Annotated in this window: 13 protein-coding genes; 5 read left to right on the plus strand and 8 right to left on the minus strand. The window is 66.8% G+C overall.

Annotated elements, in window-relative coordinates:
* Window positions 1-242, plus strand: a 242-nt coding sequence (locus HT136_RS18090; protein ID WP_214201232.1) for a GNAT family N-acetyltransferase, incomplete at its 5' end; no start/stop codon positions are given.
* 31 nt (window positions 243-273) lie between these two features.
* Here the strand turns inward: HT136_RS18090 and phoB are convergent.
* The 8 genes from phoB to HT136_RS18130 all read right to left on the minus strand — a co-directional run bounded on the left by phoB (window position 274) and on the right by HT136_RS18130 (window position 8,751).
* Window positions 274-960, minus strand: coding sequence for a phosphate regulon transcriptional regulator PhoB (gene phoB / locus HT136_RS18095; RefSeq protein ID WP_214201233.1), 687 nt, complete (start codon window positions 958-960; stop codon window positions 274-276).
* A 42-nt stretch (window positions 961-1,002) separates the two neighbouring features.
* Window positions 1,003-1,698 carry a phosphate signaling complex protein PhoU gene (phoU, locus tag HT136_RS18100; protein WP_214201234.1) on the minus strand — a complete coding sequence of 232 codons (696 nt, stop codon included), beginning with the start codon at window positions 1,696-1,698 and terminating at the stop codon, window positions 1,003-1,005.
* Between the two features lie 56 nt (window positions 1,699-1,754).
* Window positions 1,755-2,516, minus strand: coding sequence for a phosphate ABC transporter ATP-binding protein PstB (gene pstB, locus HT136_RS18105; protein ID WP_214201235.1), 762 nt, complete (start codon window positions 2,514-2,516; stop codon window positions 1,755-1,757).
* A 4-nt stretch (window positions 2,517-2,520) separates the two neighbouring features.
* A complete protein-coding gene (gene pstA / locus HT136_RS18110; RefSeq protein ID WP_214201236.1) occupies window positions 2,521-3,408 on the minus strand; it encodes a phosphate ABC transporter permease PstA in 888 nt (295 codons plus the stop codon).
* On the minus strand, window positions 3,401-4,774 hold the full coding sequence (gene pstC, locus HT136_RS18115; protein WP_214201237.1) for a phosphate ABC transporter permease subunit PstC: 1,374 nt from the start codon (window positions 4,772-4,774) through the stop codon (window positions 3,401-3,403). The genes pstA and pstC overlap by 8 nt, the downstream gene beginning before the upstream one ends.
* 31 nt (window positions 4,775-4,805) lie before the next feature.
* A complete protein-coding gene (locus tag HT136_RS18120) occupies window positions 4,806-5,852 on the minus strand; it encodes a substrate-binding domain-containing protein (protein ID WP_214201238.1) in 1,047 nt (348 codons plus the stop codon).
* 239 nt (window positions 5,853-6,091) lie between these two features.
* Window positions 6,092-7,540, minus strand: a complete 1,449-nt coding sequence (locus HT136_RS18125) for a porin (protein WP_343222234.1) — start codon at window positions 7,538-7,540, stop codon at window positions 6,092-6,094.
* A 149-nt stretch (window positions 7,541-7,689) separates the two neighbouring features.
* Window positions 7,690-8,751, minus strand: a complete 1,062-nt coding sequence (locus HT136_RS18130; RefSeq protein WP_246543885.1) for a sensor histidine kinase — start codon at window positions 8,749-8,751, stop codon at window positions 7,690-7,692.
* A gap of 274 nt (window positions 8,752-9,025) precedes the next feature.
* Between HT136_RS18130 and zwf the strand changes: the two genes are divergently transcribed.
* The 4 genes from zwf to eda all read left to right on the plus strand — a co-directional run bounded on the left by zwf (window position 9,026) and on the right by eda (window position 14,086).
* Complete coding sequence (gene zwf / locus HT136_RS18135; protein ID WP_214201239.1) at window positions 9,026-10,468, plus strand: glucose-6-phosphate dehydrogenase; 1,443 nt, start codon at window positions 9,026-9,028, stop codon at window positions 10,466-10,468.
* Window positions 10,469-10,578: 110 nt separating this feature from the next.
* On the plus strand, window positions 10,579-12,408 hold the full coding sequence (gene edd / locus HT136_RS18140) for a phosphogluconate dehydratase (RefSeq protein WP_214201240.1): 1,830 nt from the start codon (window positions 10,579-10,581) through the stop codon (window positions 12,406-12,408).
* 71 nt (window positions 12,409-12,479) lie between these two features.
* Window positions 12,480-13,463, plus strand: coding sequence for a glucokinase (locus tag HT136_RS18145; RefSeq protein ID WP_214201241.1), 984 nt, complete (start codon window positions 12,480-12,482; stop codon window positions 13,461-13,463).
* Window positions 13,460-14,086, plus strand: a complete 627-nt coding sequence (eda, locus tag HT136_RS18150) for a bifunctional 4-hydroxy-2-oxoglutarate aldolase/2-dehydro-3-deoxy-phosphogluconate aldolase (RefSeq protein ID WP_214201242.1) — start codon at window positions 13,460-13,462, stop codon at window positions 14,084-14,086. Before HT136_RS18145 ends, eda begins: the two co-directional genes overlap by 4 nt.
* Window positions 14,087-14,126: the final 40 nt, after the last annotated feature.

The raw sequence follows: 14,126 nt of genomic DNA on the forward strand, positions 1-14,126 counted from the left end.
GCACCGCGATGGCCGGTTACGACGGCCATCGCGGCTGGCTCTATTCGATCGCGGTCGATCCTGACTGGCAGGGCCAGGGGGTGGGCAGCGCGCTCGTCATCGAGGCGCAGGCGCGCCTCAAGTCGCTGGGCTGCGGCAAGGTCAACCTACAGGTGCGCGCGGGCAACCAGACCGTTACCGCGTTCTACCGCAAGCACGGCTTCGTGGTTGAAGAACGCGTGAGCATGGGCAAGCGTCTCTAGGTCGAGGCGCCTTGCCCTGCCCCAGGCGCGCTCAGTTCACGTCCATGGCATAGCCCGCCGCACGCACGGTACGGATCGGATCGGCTTCGCCATCGCGGTTGATCGCCTTGCGCAGGCGACGGATGTGGACGTCGACGGTGCGCTCGTCGATGTCCGAGTCCATGCCCCAGACCCCGTCGAGGATCTGCTGGCGCGAGACGACACGGTTGGGGCGCTCCATGAAGTAGCGCAGCAGGCGAAATTCGGTCGGACCCAGATGCAGCGGCTCGCCGCCACGGCGCACGCGGTGGCTGGTCGCGTCGAGCTCGATGTCGCCCCACACCAGCACGTTGCCGGCCAGGCTGGGGCGCGAACGGCGCAGCAGCGCCTCGATCCGCGCCATCAGCTCGCGCGGCGAGAACGGCTTGGTGACATAGTCGTCCGCGCCGGTCTTGAGGCCGCGGATGCGGTCCTCCTCCTCGCCGCGCGCGGTGACCATGATCACCGGGATCTGCGCGGTCTCCTTGTCCTTGCGCAGCTGGCGGCAGACCTCGATGCCGGGGATCTGGTCGAGCATCCAGTCGAGCACGATGGCGTCGGGAGCCTGCTCACGCACCATCAGCAGCGCTTCCTCGCCATCGCCCGTGCTGCGCACGTCATAGCCTTCGGCGGACAGGTTCCAGGTGAGCAGTTCGCACAAGGCGACATCGTCTTCGACAACAAGGACCGAGGGGTTCATCGCAGCTTCCTTGATGGTTTCGGGGCGTTACGGCGAGGCGGATCAGACCGCGTCGCTGGTGTCGTCGGTCTGGCTGTCGCGCTCGGTGCAGTACTCGCCGGTGGCGGCGTAGTAGACCATCTCGGCGACGTTGGTGGCGTGGTCGCCAATGCGTTCCAGGTTGCGCGCGATGAACAGCATCTGCGCGGCCACGGTGATGGTGGAGGGGTTCTCCATCATGTGCGTGAGCAGCGAGCGGAACAGCGTGTTGTAGAAATGGTCGAGCTTGGCGTCGCGGCGGATCACCTCGACGGCGAGCTGCGCATCGCGTGAGCCGTAGGCGTTGAGCACGTCGCGCACCATGCCTTCGGCGATCTCGGCCATCGTGGGCACCAGCGTCACCGGCTCGATCCGCGAGGCACGGTCGAGCGCGTCAACGCGCTTGGCGATGTTCTTGGCGTAGTCGCCGATACGCTCGATCACGCCCGAGATCTTGAGCGCGGCGATCACGTCGCGCAAGTCGTCGGCCATGGGAGCCCTGAGCGCGATGGTGCGCACCGCGAGCCTGTCGACCTCGGCCTCGAGCGCGTCGAGGCGCGCGTCGTTGGCGACGACTTCGGCGGCGAGCACGTCGTCGTGCTCGGTCAGCGCCTTGATCGCGTCGCGGATCGCCACTTCGGCGAGGCCGCCCATTTCGGCCACGAGGCCGCGCAGCTGACCGATCTCGGAATCGAATGCCTTGACGGTATGATCAACCATACGAAAGTCCCTGTATGTCCCCCGGTCCCGTGCTCGGGCCGGCGACGCTTATGCAATCAGCCGTAGCGGCCGGTAATGTAGTCCTTGGTGCGGTCCTCGCGCGGCGTGGTGAAGACCTGGCTGGTCTCGCCGTATTCCACCAGGTTGCCGAGGTGGAAGAACGCGGTGCGCTGCGACACGCGGGCCGCCTGCTGCATCGAGTGGGTCACGATGACGATGGCGTAGGAATTCTTCAGCTCGTCGATCAGTTCCTCGATACGCGCGGTGGCGATCGGGTCGAGCGCGGAGCACGGCTCGTCCATCAGGATAACCTCGGGGCTGACCGCGATCGCGCGCGCGATGCACAGGCGTTGCTGCTGGCCGCCCGAGAGCGCGGTGCCCGCATCGCTCAGGCGATCCTTGACCTCGTCCCACAGGCCCGCCTTGGTCAGCGCACGCTCGACGATCTCGTCCATTTGCGCCTTGCCCTGGGCCAGGCCGTGGATGCGCGGCCCATAGGCGATGTTCTCGTAGATCGACTTGGGGAACGGGTTGGGTTTCTGGAACACCATCCCCACCCGCGCGCGCAGCGCCACGGGGTCCATCGAAGCGGCGTAGATGTCCTCGCCGTCGAGCAGGATCTCGCCGGTAACTTTCGCGCCGGCAATGGTGTCGTTCATGCGGTTCAGCGAACGCAGGAAGGTCGACTTGCCGCAGCCCGAGGGGCCGATGAAGGCGGTGACGATGCCGTTGTCGATGTCGATCGAGACGTTGTCGATCGCCTTCTTCTCGCCGTAGTAGACGTCGACGTTGCGGGCAATAAGCTTGGGTTCGGTCATAATCCTACCAGCGGACCTCGAATTTGTTTCGAAGGTATATGGCAAGGCCGTTCATCGCCAGCAGGAAGACCAAGAGGACGATGATGGCGGCCGAGGTGTTCTGGACAAAGCCCTTGTCGATCTCGTCCGACCACAGGAAAATCTGCATCGGAAGCACGCTCGAGGGGTCGGTGATGCCGCCCGGAGGGGTGGCGACGAAGGCACGCATGCCGATCATCAGCAGCGGCGCGGTTTCACCCAACGCGCGGGCCATGCCGATGATCGTGCCGGTCAGGATGCCCGGAAGCGCGAGCGGCAGCACGTGGTGGAAAGTTGTCTGCACCTTGCTCGCGCCGATCCCGTAGGCGGCTTCGCGGATCGAAGGCGGGACTGCCTTGATCGCGTTGCGCCCCGAAATGACGATCACGGGCATCGTCATCAGCGCCAGCGTCAACCCGCCGACCACCGGCGAGGAACGCGGCAGGTGCAGCGTGTTGATGAAGACCGCGAGGCCGAGCAGACCGAAGATGATCGAGGGCACCGCCGCGAGGTTGTTGATCGAGACCTCGACAAGGTCGATCCACTTGTTCTTTGGTGCGAATTCCTCGAGGTAGATCGCAGCCAGTACGCCCATCGGGAAGGCCAGCACGAGCGTGACGAACATGGTCAGGAGCGAGCCCTTGGCCGCGCCCCACACGCCCGCCATGTCCGGACTGGTCGAGTCCGAACCGGTCAGGAACGACCAGTCGAGACCGCCCAGGCCGTTCTTGAGCATGATCACGAGGAGCAGCACCAGGAAGGCCATCGAAAGCACGATCGCGCCCAGGCCCAGCGCCTTGAACCGGCGTTCGGAGGCGTGGCGCCTGGCGAGGCGCCGGCGCGCCTCGGGCGTCTGCCATTGGGGATTACTCATAAGCTTCCCGGAACCGCTTCACCACGCGCAGCGCGATGATGTTAAGGACGAGGGTGACGATGAACAGGATCAGGCCCAGCGCGAAGGCCGAAAGGGTCTTGGGGCTGTTGAACTCCTGGTCGCCCGTCAGCAACTGGACGATCTGGAAGGTGACCGTGGTCATCGAAGCGAAGGGATTCGCCGAAAGATTGGCGGCGGCACCCGCGGCCATGACGACGATCATGGTCTCGCCGATGGCGCGGCTGATCGCCAGCATGACGCCCGCGACGATGCCGGGAAGCGCGGCGGGCAGCAGCACCTTCTTGATCGTCTCCGAACGCGTGGCGCCCAATGCCAGCGAACCGTCGCTCATCGCGCGCGGCACGGCGGCAAGCGCGTCGTCGGCCATCGAGGAGACGAAGGGAATGATCATCACGCCCATCACCAGCCCTGCGGCCAGCGCGCTCTCGGTCGAGGGGTTCTGCATGCCGATCGAGGCGGCGAAGTCGCGCACCAGCGGGGCGACGGTCAGCGCGGCGAAGTAGCCGTAGACGACGGTCGGGATGCCCGCGAGGATCTCGAGGATGGGCTTCAGCCACTTGCGCATCGAACGCGAGGCGTATTGCGTGAGGTAGACCGCGCTCATCAGGCCGAGCGGGATCGCCACCAGCATGGCGATGATCGCGCCGATGTAGATCGTGCCCCAGAACAGCGGCACCGCGCCGAAGTTCTCGGCGATGTCGGCGCCGCGCGCGTTGCCCGGCGACCAATGGGTGCCGGTCAGGAAGGCGATCGGCGAGACGTCCTTGAAGAACAGCCCGGCCTCGAACACCAGCGAGGCGACGATGCCGAAGGTGGTCAGGATCGCGATCAGCGAAGCGAGCAGCAGCACGCCCATGACCGCGCGTTCGACCTGGGTGCGCGCCTCGAAGCGCGCCCGGATACGGGTGAAGCCGTAGGCACCGCCCGCGAAGGCGACGATCGCGACCAGCAGCGCGCCGATCAGCGAGAAGCGCGTGACGATCGCGCGCAAGGGCGCTGCGAGCGCCTGCGACTGCGCGTTGAACACCGAGGCGCCCGGGTCGTTGGCAAGCATGTGCGCCTCGGCCAGGATGGCGCTGCGGTGCATGGCATCGGCCGGCAGCGTGGCTGCGACCGGATCGGCCATCAGCGCGCCCTCGACGAGGCCGGGCTGGATCGCCGACCACGCCGTCCAGACGACCAGCGCCGGGACCACGATCCACAGCGCCAGGTGCCAGCCATGATAGGTGGGCATCGAATGCATCGAGCCGCGCCCGTCGTAGAGGAGGCGCGCACGCCCCCTCCCCACGAACCAGCCGACGAGGCCGAGGCCCACCACGGCCAGGAGGATTCCTGTCAAGATCATGGCCGAAAAGCCGGTCCTTCCTGGTTGGGATTTACTTCAGGACGCTCGGGTCGAGCAGCGTGCCTTCGGCGATGATCTTGGCGTTCTTGGCGCGCACGTCATCAGGCGAGATCACCATGCCCTTCTTCTGGAGAAGGCCGTCGGGACCCCAGAGCTTGGGCCAGGCGTCGACATAGGCCTTGAGGCCCTTGACCGGCGCCATGTGCTGCTTCTTCACGTAGATGTAGAGCGGACGCGCGCCCGGGTAGGAGAAGTCCGAGATCGAGGCGTAGGTCGGCGTCACGTCGGACATCGGAATGCCCTTGAGCGTGTCGGGGTTCTCTTCGAGGAAGGAGAAGCCGAAGATGCCGATTGCCTTGGAATTTTGCGAGATCTTCTGAACGATCAGGTTGTCGTTCTCGCCCGCGTCAACATAAGGACCATCCTCGCGGATGTCGTGGCAGGCCGCCTCGTACTTGTCCTTGTCGCTGTCCTTGAGCGCGACCATCGCCGGATCGGTCTTGCAGCCGGCCTCGAGGATGAGTTCCTTGAGCGCGTCGCGCGTGCCCGAGGTCGAAGGCGGGCCGTAGACGAGGATCGGCATGTCGGGCAGCGCCGGGTTGACGTCCTTCCAGGTCTTGGCGGTATTCGGCTTGCCGAACGGATTGGCGGCGAGCGCCTTGTAGATGTCGACCGGGGTCAGCTTCATGCCCGGGCCGTTCTTGCCTTCGGCGAAGGCGATGCCGTCGATGCCGACCTGGATTTCCATGATCTGGGTGACGCCGTTGGCCTTGCAGGTCTCGTATTCCGACTTCTTCATCCGGCGCGAGGCGTCCTCGACATCGGGGTAGTCGAAGCCGACGCCCTGGCAGAACAGCTCCATGCCCGCGCCGGTACCGGTCGATTCGATGACCGGCGACTTGCTGCCGGTGCTGCGCGCGAAGTCTTCGGCAACTGCGGTCGCGAAGGGATAGACGGTCGAGGAACCGACGGCCGTCACATAGTCGCGGGCGCCCGAAGCGCCGCCACCCGAACCACCGCAGGCACTGAGCGCGAGCACCGAGGCTGCGGCAAGGACGAGAGAACTGATCGATCGCATGAAGATATCCCTTGGTCTGGACTTCCGGAACCGCCCCTATTGGTCTTGAATGACACTTCCATGACAAAAGTGTGACATTCTTCCCGGGATGCCGGATCGTGTCGTTTGGTGACAGTCGGTATTTGGTCTTCCGCGCGCGGTGCAGGGCCCGAATTCAGGCACCTGCGCCGCAGGCAGGCTCTAGGGCCTGACCCAGTGCGATGCAAGCCGCGCGCGCGGGACGCGGCCGGCATCGGCGCTCAGAAGTCGATTTGTGCGCGCATCGCGATGACGTCGACTCCGTAGTCGCGGCTGCCCGACGCGGTGGCGTAATAGGCATCCGTATAATCGAGGTGCGCGTAGTTGAGCATCAGGCGGGTGTAATCGGTCTGGGTCCAGATGATCGAGGCTTCGTAGCCCTTCTGGATGCCGCCGACGATCCCCGCGTCGGTGAGGTCGAGGTAGTCGTAGCGCGCATTGAGCTGGATCGCGCCGATGCCGCCCTCGCCCACCGGGTGCGCCGGCTTCACCCGGTCGAACACGCCATGCTTGTAGCCGCGCGTATCGCCCCTGGTGAGGAAGTAGCCGACTTCGAACGACCCGCCGAAGAAGGTCGGGTTGGCAAGATCGCCGGGCCGCACGACATGCTGCCAGTAGGCTTCACCGCTGGCGTGGAAGCGCCCGGCGATCACCGCGCTCTCCAGCCCGATGCCCTGCTCCGCGGTGGCGGAGATAAGGCCGGTGTTGAGGTAGCGCGTGCTGGTGAAATGCTCGAAGGGGCGCTGGCGATACCGCACGGTCGCATCGTCGCCCGCCAGCCCGGCGTAGTGGTACGAGGCGCCCAGGTGCAACTGGGTCGAGCCGATCTTGGGCGCATAGACCACGCGCGTGTCGAGGCTGTAGTTCTTGTTGGTCAGGTCCTCGGCGTTGTCCGAAAAGACGCCGCCCTGGAGCAGCAGCGCGCCGGTCGCGTACTGCGCCGAAAGGCCGAGGCGACGCTCGAAGTTGAAGGCATCGGTGAAGGCCGCGCGCTCGAGGAACGAGGTGTTGAGGCTGCTCGAGATTTCCTCAAGCCCCTGGAAGTTGTTGTGCTGGCCCGCGATGATCTCGAGGCCCTTGTCCTCGTAGCTGATGTAGGCGTCGGTCAGGTCCTGCGCGGCGGGCGCGAAATCGTACTCGAACTTGTATCCAAAGCCGCCGGGGATGCTCCCCTGAACACGCAGGCGCGCGCGGCGGATCTCGCTACCGATCCCGTCGCTCGGCCCCGCGCTGTCGGGCGCGCTGATGTAGCCGGCGTCGAGATTGAGGCGACCGCCCAGCTTGAACGACCAGCCGTCCTTGGTCTTGAATTCGGGTGCGCCCTTCCAGGCGATCTGGGTTTCCTGCGCCTTGGCGCTGCTGGCCTGGGCCGCGCTGGCGACCTGGGTCGCCGACTGCGCGGCCGCGCTGGCGCTCTGCGCCGTGACGGTGGCACTCTGCGCCACCGTGCTGGCCTGGGCGGCGTCGGCCTTGGTCTGCTCGAGTTCACCCTCGAGCTGATCGATGCGCTGTGCCATGCGGGCGATCTGGGCGCGCATTTCGGCAAGCTCCTGCGCGGTTGCGCTGGGCTGCGCGGCCGAGCCGGAACCGGCGGCGAACGCCTCCACCGGCGCACCACCGGCCAGGACGAGCGCGATCGCGCCCGTGGAAATACCAAGAATGGAACGCACCCGAGACCCCTTTTCTTACGTCGTCGTGTCTGTCGGGCGACGCCAATATGACCACTGAATGTCACTTTGATGACACCAAGCAGACACAATTGGCGTGGAAGCCTTCCGGGCGCGAAAACGATCGAACAAGTCTCTGTTGCGCGTACGCTTTATTGATCGCGCAGCGGCAGCATCAGCGAAGCGGTGGTGCCCTTGCCGGGGCGGCTCTCGATGTCGAATCGCCCGCGGTGGCGCTCCACGATGTGCTTGACGATGGAAAGTCCAAGACCCGTTCCGCCCGCAGCCCGGCTGCGGCTGTTGCTGGCCCGGTAGAAGCGCTCGGTGACGCGCGGCAGGTGCTCGGGTGCGATCCCCTCGCCTTCGTCGCGCACCATGACCAGCAGCCAGCCGGTGCTCGCGGCCTCGACCGAAACGTGGACCGGACCGCCGGGCTGACCGTACTTGAGCGCGTTGTCGATAAGGTTGCGCAGGACCTGCAGGAGTTGGCCCCGGTCGCCCGCAACCACCGCACTTTCGCAATTGGTCACCAGCTCGACGTGCGCGCTGTCGCGGAATTCCCCGGTCAGCTCGCGCGCAAGATGCACCACGTCGACCGATTCGGACGGCGCCTCGTGCTTGACCGCCTCGATCCGCGACAGCGACATGAGGTCGGAAATGAGCGCCTGCATGCGCTGTGCCTCGTGGCGGATGGTGCCCAGGAACCGCTCGCGCAGTTCCTCGTTGCTCCCCGCCTTGGGGTTCATCAGCGTCTCGACGTAACCGATCACGTTGGCCAGCGGCGTGCGCAGTTCATGGCTGGCGTTGGCGACGAAATCGGCGTGCGACTTGGCAACGCTCACCCTTTCGGAGAGATCGTAGAGGCTGACGATGCGGTCGGTCCCGTTCACGACCTTGCAGTCCACCTCCCACACGCTGCCCCCGGTCGAGAGGCCGGGGATGCGCGCGGTGCCGCCACTTTCGCTCAGGATCGCGGCGACGGCCTTGGGATCGCGGATGGCGATGCGCACGTCCTGACCCACGATATGGGCGCCCAGCAGGGATTTCGCCGCGGCATTGGCAAAGCGCACCTGCCCGCGCGCGACCATCAGCGCCGGGGTCTGCAGATGTTCCAGAAGATCGACACCCTCGATGACCATTCGTGCGCGTGCTCCGCTTTCGACCGGCGGCTCGACGAAAATGCCCTCCCCCGGATAATTCCATTCATCCTTCATGCGCCCTGCCCTTGCATTCGGCAAGTAGACCTAGCCCGCCTGCAAGACAGTCCTGTTGCACCCCGCGAACACCGCCTTTCCCGCCAGAGGTGCGCCCCTGCACGAGTTGCCCGAACGCCGCGCGCAGGGGTAGCCGAGGCGCGTTCAAAACGGACCATCGACCTAGCGGACCAGATAGACCCTTGATATGCTGCACCCGCGTGGTCCAAAGGGGCACCTCGAAGATTCACGAAGGCCGGGAGGAGGAGCCCGGCCATCAGGTGGAAAGGCTTACGTGACCAAATTCACTTCCGATCGACTCCTCCTGTTCGGCGCGACGGGCGATCTCTCGCGCCGGATGCTCCTGCCGTCGCTGTGCGCGCTGGACGCGGAGGGTCTGCTTGACCCCGAAATCGAAATCATCGGCACCGCCCGCTCCGAGATGGACGACCTCGCGTTCCGCAATTTCGCGCGCGAATCGCTCGAGCAGTTCCTCGCCCCCGAGCGGCGCGGCGGCATGGCCCGGTTCCTCAACCGGCTGACCTACCAACAGCTCGATGCGACCGATCCGGAAGGTTACAAGGCGCTGGCGGAAAAGGTCGGCCAGCCCAAGCATGGTCTGTCGATCTTCCTCTCGACCGCGCCCAGCCTGTTCGAGCCGACGATCCGGGGGCTCGAGAACAACGGCCTCGCCGGCCCCAACGTGCGCATCGCGCTCGAGAAGCCGCTCGGCGTCGACCTCGCCTCGAGCAAGGTCATCAACGACGCGGTCTCGCTCGCCTTCCCCGAGGAACGCATCTTCCGCATCGACCATTATCTCGGCAAGGAGACGGTGCAGAACCTGCTCGCGCTGCGCTTTGCCAACCTGATGTTCGAACCCTTGTGGAACGCGGCGCACATCGACCACGTGCAGATCACCGTGGCCGAGACCGTGGGCCTGGAATCGCGCGTCGCCTATTACGACGATTCGGGCGCGCTGCGCGACATGGTGCAGAACCACATGCTCCAGCTCCTCGCGCTCGTCGCGATGGAGCCGCCGGTCTCCTACGAGGCAACGGCCGTGCGCGACGAGAAGGTCAAGGTCCTGCGCTCGCTGCGCTCGGTCCAGGCCGACGAGACCGTGACCGGCCAGTACCGCGCGGGCGCCGTCGCCCGCCAGGCCGTCCCCGGCTACGACGAGGAACTCGGCAAGGATTCGAACACCGAGACCTTCGTCGCGATCAAGGCCCACATCGACAACTGGCGCTGGCAGGGTGTGCCCTTCTACTTGCGCACCGGCAAGCGCCTGCCCAGGCGCACCACCGAAGTGGTGGTGCAGTTCCGCGACGTGCCGCACTCGATCTTCTCGGGTCGTGGCGCGCGCACGGTGCCCAACCGCCTCGTCATCTCGCTTCAGCCCAACGAGAACATCACGCTCTCGCTGATGGCCAAGACCCCGGGCCTCGACCGCGAGGGCTTCGGCCTGCGCGCGATCCCGCTCGACATCTCGATGCCCGACGCCTTTGCCGGGCCGCAGCGCCGCATCGCCTACGAACGCCTCTGGCTCGACCTCATCGAAGGCGACCAGACCCTGTTCGTGCGCCGCGACGAAGTGGAAGCCCAGTGGGAGTGGATCGACGCGATCCGCGCCACCTGGGAGGAACAGGAACTGGCGCCCAAGACTTATACCGCCGGGAGCTGGGGACCGTCCGCCGCCATCGCGCTTGCCGAGCGCGGCGGCGTGACCTGGCACGAATAAGGCCAATAATGCCCATGCGGCCCGGTTCGCGGGCCGCCCCATGATTGTGCGCGCACGTGCTGCCTCGTTCAGCCGGACAGGCGGCGCGGTGCGCGATCAGGAGACTACCCATGACCCATCTCGCCCCCGTCGTCGACCGCGTCACCGACCGGATCATCGAACGCTCCAAGGAGAGCCGCGCCGCCTATCTCGCCATGGTGCGCGCCGAAGCCGGCCGCCATTCGGACCGCTCGTTCCTGTCCTGCTCGAACCTTGCGCACGGTTTTGCCGCGAGCGGTGAGGACAAGGGCGCGATCGCGGCGATGAGCACCGTCAACATCGGCATCGTCACCGCCTTCAACGACATGCTCTCGGCGCACCAGCCCTATGGCCGCTACCCCGAGCAGATGAAGCTGTTTGCTCGCGAGGCGGGCGCAACCGCGCAAGTCGCGGGCGGCGTGCCCGCGATGTGCGACGGCGTGACGCAAGGCTTCGACGGCATGGAGCTTTCGCTCTTCAGCCGCGACACGATCGCGCTCTCGACCGCCGTAGGCCTGTCCCACGCGATGTTCGACGGCGTGACCTTGCTGGGCATCTGCGACAAGATCGTGCCGGGCCTCGTCATGGGCGCGCTGCGCTTCGGCCATCTTCCCGCGGTGTTCATCCCCTCGGGACCGATGCCGAGCGGCATCTCGAACAAGGAAAAGCAGAAGACCCGCCAGCTCTATGCCGAAGGCAAGGTCGGGCGCGAGGAACTGCTCGCCAGCGAAAGCGCCAGCTACCACTCGGCGGGTACCTGCACCTTCTACGGCACCGCCAACTCCAACCAGATGATGATGGAGATGATGGGCCTGCACATGCCGGGCGCCGCCTTCGTGCCGCCCAACACCCCGCTGCGCCAGGCGCTGACCCGCGCCGCCACCCACCGCGTCGCCGCGATCACCAAGAAGGGCAACGACTACCGCCCGATGGCCGAACTCGTCGACGAGAAGGCGATCGTCAACGCCATGGTCGGCCTGCTCGCCACCGGCGGCTCGACCAACCACGCCATCCACATCCCCGCGATGGCGCGCGCGGCGGGCATCGTGATCGACTGGCAGGACCTTTCGGAACTGTCCTCGGCGGTGCCGCTGCTCACGCGCGTCTACCCCAATGGCTCGGGTGACGTGAACCACTTCCACGCCGCAGGCGGCATGGCCTGGATCGTGCGCGAACTGCTCGATGCCGGCCTTGCCCACGAGGACATCCTGACCGTCGCCGAAGGCGGCATGCGCGCCTACGCCACCGAGCCCACGCTCAACGAAGGCGAACTGACCTGGAAACCCGCGCCCGCAACGAGCGGCGATGAAAGCATGCTGCGCACCGTCGCCCAGGCCTTCCAGCCCGACGGCGGCATGCGCCTCGTCGAAGGGAACCTCGGCCGCGCGACCTTCAAGACCAGCGCGGTCGACAAGGAACGCTGGACGATCGAGGCCCCGTGCCGCGTGTTCGACACGCAGGAAGCCGTCAGCGCCGCCTTCAAGGCGGGCGAGCTCGACAAGGACGTCGTCGTCGTCGTGCGCTTCCAGGGCCCGCGCGCCAACGGCATGCCCGAACTGCACAAGCTGACCCCGCCGCTCGGCATCCTGCAGGACCGTGGCCACAAGGTCGCGCTGGTCACCGACGGGCGCATGTCGGGCGCTTCGGGCAAGGTCCCCGCCGCGATCCACGTCACCCCCGAGGCGCTTCCCGCCGCCGATGGCAGCTGGGGCCCGCTCGCCTACCTCCAGGACGGCGACATCGTGCGCGTCTGCGCCGAGACCGGCGAACTCTCGACCACCGCGGATCTCTCGGGTCGCACCCCGGCTCCCGCGCCCAAGCCGGCGATGGGCATGGGCCGCGAACTCTTCGCCATGTTCCGCGTCAACGCGAGCGGCGCCGAGGACGGCGGTTCGGCCATGCTCGCGATGGCGGGCCTGTGAGCGAAAGCGCAACCATCGACACCCCCCGTACCGCCCCCAAGCGAGGGGCGGCGGGGCCTGCGGAGAGAAAGATGACACAGCTCGTTTCCGTCGACATCGGCGGAACCCACGCCCGCTTCGCGATCGCCACCGTCGATGACGCGGGCGCAATCACGCTGGGCGATCCGGCCACGCTCCATACCAAGGACCACGGTAGCTTCCAGCTCGCCTGGCAGGCCTTCGCGGCGATGAACGGGGGCGCCCTGCCCAAGGCCGTCGCCTTTGCCGTGGCGGGTCCGGTCGGCGGCGAGGTTATCAAGTTCACCAACAACCCCTGGATCATCCGCCCCGCGATGATCGAGGAGCGCCTAGGCGCCACCAGTTTCACCATCGTCAACGACTTCGAGGCGGTCGGCCACGCCGTCGCCTGCGCCGACGAGAGCGAGTTCGTCCATCTCGCTGGCCCTGAAATCCCGCTGCCCCCGCGCGGCACGCTTAGCGTGCTGGGCCCGGGCACCGGGCTCGGGGTCGCCCATGTCTGGCGCGACGGGGCCAAGGGCTACCACGTCCAGGCGACCGAAGGCGGGCACATCGACTTCTCGCCGCTCGACCTCGTCGACGACGCGATCCTCGCGCGGCTGAGGAAGCGCCACAATCGCGTCTCGGTCGAACGCGTGGTCTCGGGTCCGGCCATCGTCGACATCTACGAGACATTGGCCGCGATGCAGCACACCGCGCACATCGACAAGACCGACATCGAGATCTGGACCGCCGGAACCTCGGAATCGCGCGAGGACCCGCTCGCCAACGCCGCGGTCGACCGGTTCTGCCTCTCGCTTGGCGCGGCCGCAGGCGATTATGCCCTGGCGCAAGGCGCGAGCGGCGTCGTGATCGCCGGCGGCCTTGGCTACCGTATCCGCCAGACCATTCTGAAGTCCGGCTTTTCCGAGCGCTTCTGCGCCAAGGGGCGCTTCGCCAACATGATGGCGAACCTGCCCGTCAAGCTTATCACCCATCCGCAGCCCGGCCTGTTCGGCGCGGCTGCCGCCTATGTCCGGGAGCACCTTTCGCAATGACTACCTACACTGACCGCGTTGAAGCCGTGATGCGCCTGGCGCCCGTGATCCCCGTGCTGGTGATCGAGGACGTCGCCCACGCCGTGCCGATCGCCGAAGCTCTCGTCGCCGGCGGGTTGCCCGCGCTCGAAGTGACGCTGCGCACGCCCTGCGCGCTCGACGTCATCAAGGCGATGAAGACCGTGCCCGGCGCCAAGGTGGGCGCGGGCACCGTGCTTAGCCCCTCCGACATGAACAAGGCGCTTGATGCAGGCGCGGAATTCCTCGTCTCGCCCGGCCTCACCCCGGCGCTCGGCGAAGCCGCGCTCAAGGCCGACGTGCCGCTCCTGCCCGGCACCGCCAACGCCACCGACATCATGCTGGCGATGGACATGGGCTTCGATCGCCTCAAGTTCTTCCCCGCCATGGCGGCCGGTGGTCCCTCGGCGCTCAAGGCGATCTCGGCCCCGCTCGCGGGCGCCAAGTTCTGCCCGACCGGCGGCATCACCCCGGGCAACGCGCCCGAGTGGCTCGCGCTCGACTGCGTGGTCTGCGTGGGTGGTTCGTGGATGGTGCCCAAGGGCGCGCCCGACGTCGCCAAGATCGAGGCCGACGCGCGCCTCGCCGCCGCCCTCACCGCCTGAGCCCCCGACGCGCCGCCCCCCTATTTCCGCGCCGACCTGC

The sequence above is a fragment of the Novosphingobium profundi genome (assembly GCF_018491765.1).
Classification (GTDB): domain Bacteria; phylum Pseudomonadota; class Alphaproteobacteria; order Sphingomonadales; family Sphingomonadaceae; genus Novosphingobium; species Novosphingobium profundi.

What these genes read in the sequence shown, in the direction of transcription:
- phoB (WP_214201233.1), bottom strand. Translation starts at nt 960, where the DNA reads ATGAACCCCTCGGTCCTTGTTGTCGAAGACGATGTCGCCTTGTGCGAA.
- phoU (WP_214201234.1), bottom strand. Translation starts at nt 1,698, where the DNA reads ATGGTTGATCATACCGTCAAGGCATTCGATTCCGAGATCGGTCAGCTG.
- pstB (WP_214201235.1), bottom strand. Translation starts at nt 2,516, where the DNA reads ATGACCGAACCCAAGCTTATTGCCCGCAACGTCGACGTCTACTACGGC.
- pstA (WP_214201236.1), bottom strand. Translation starts at nt 3,408, where the DNA reads ATGAGTAATCCCCAATGGCAGACGCCCGAGGCGCGCCGGCGCCTCGCC.
- pstC (WP_214201237.1), bottom strand. Translation starts at nt 4,774, where the DNA reads ATGATCTTGACAGGAATCCTCCTGGCCGTGGTGGGCCTCGGCCTCGTC.
- HT136_RS18120 (WP_214201238.1), bottom strand. Translation starts at nt 5,852, where the DNA reads ATGCGATCGATCAGTTCTCTCGTCCTTGCCGCAGCCTCGGTGCTCGCG.
- HT136_RS18130 (WP_246543885.1), bottom strand. Translation starts at nt 8,751, where the DNA reads ATGAAGGATGAATGGAATTATCCGGGGGAGGGCATTTTCGTCGAGCCG.
- edd (WP_214201240.1), top strand. Translation starts at nt 10,579, where the DNA reads ATGACCCATCTCGCCCCCGTCGTCGACCGCGTCACCGACCGGATCATC.
- HT136_RS18145 (WP_214201241.1), top strand. Translation starts at nt 12,480, where the DNA reads ATGACACAGCTCGTTTCCGTCGACATCGGCGGAACCCACGCCCGCTTC.
- eda (WP_214201242.1), top strand. Translation starts at nt 13,460, where the DNA reads ATGACTACCTACACTGACCGCGTTGAAGCCGTGATGCGCCTGGCGCCC.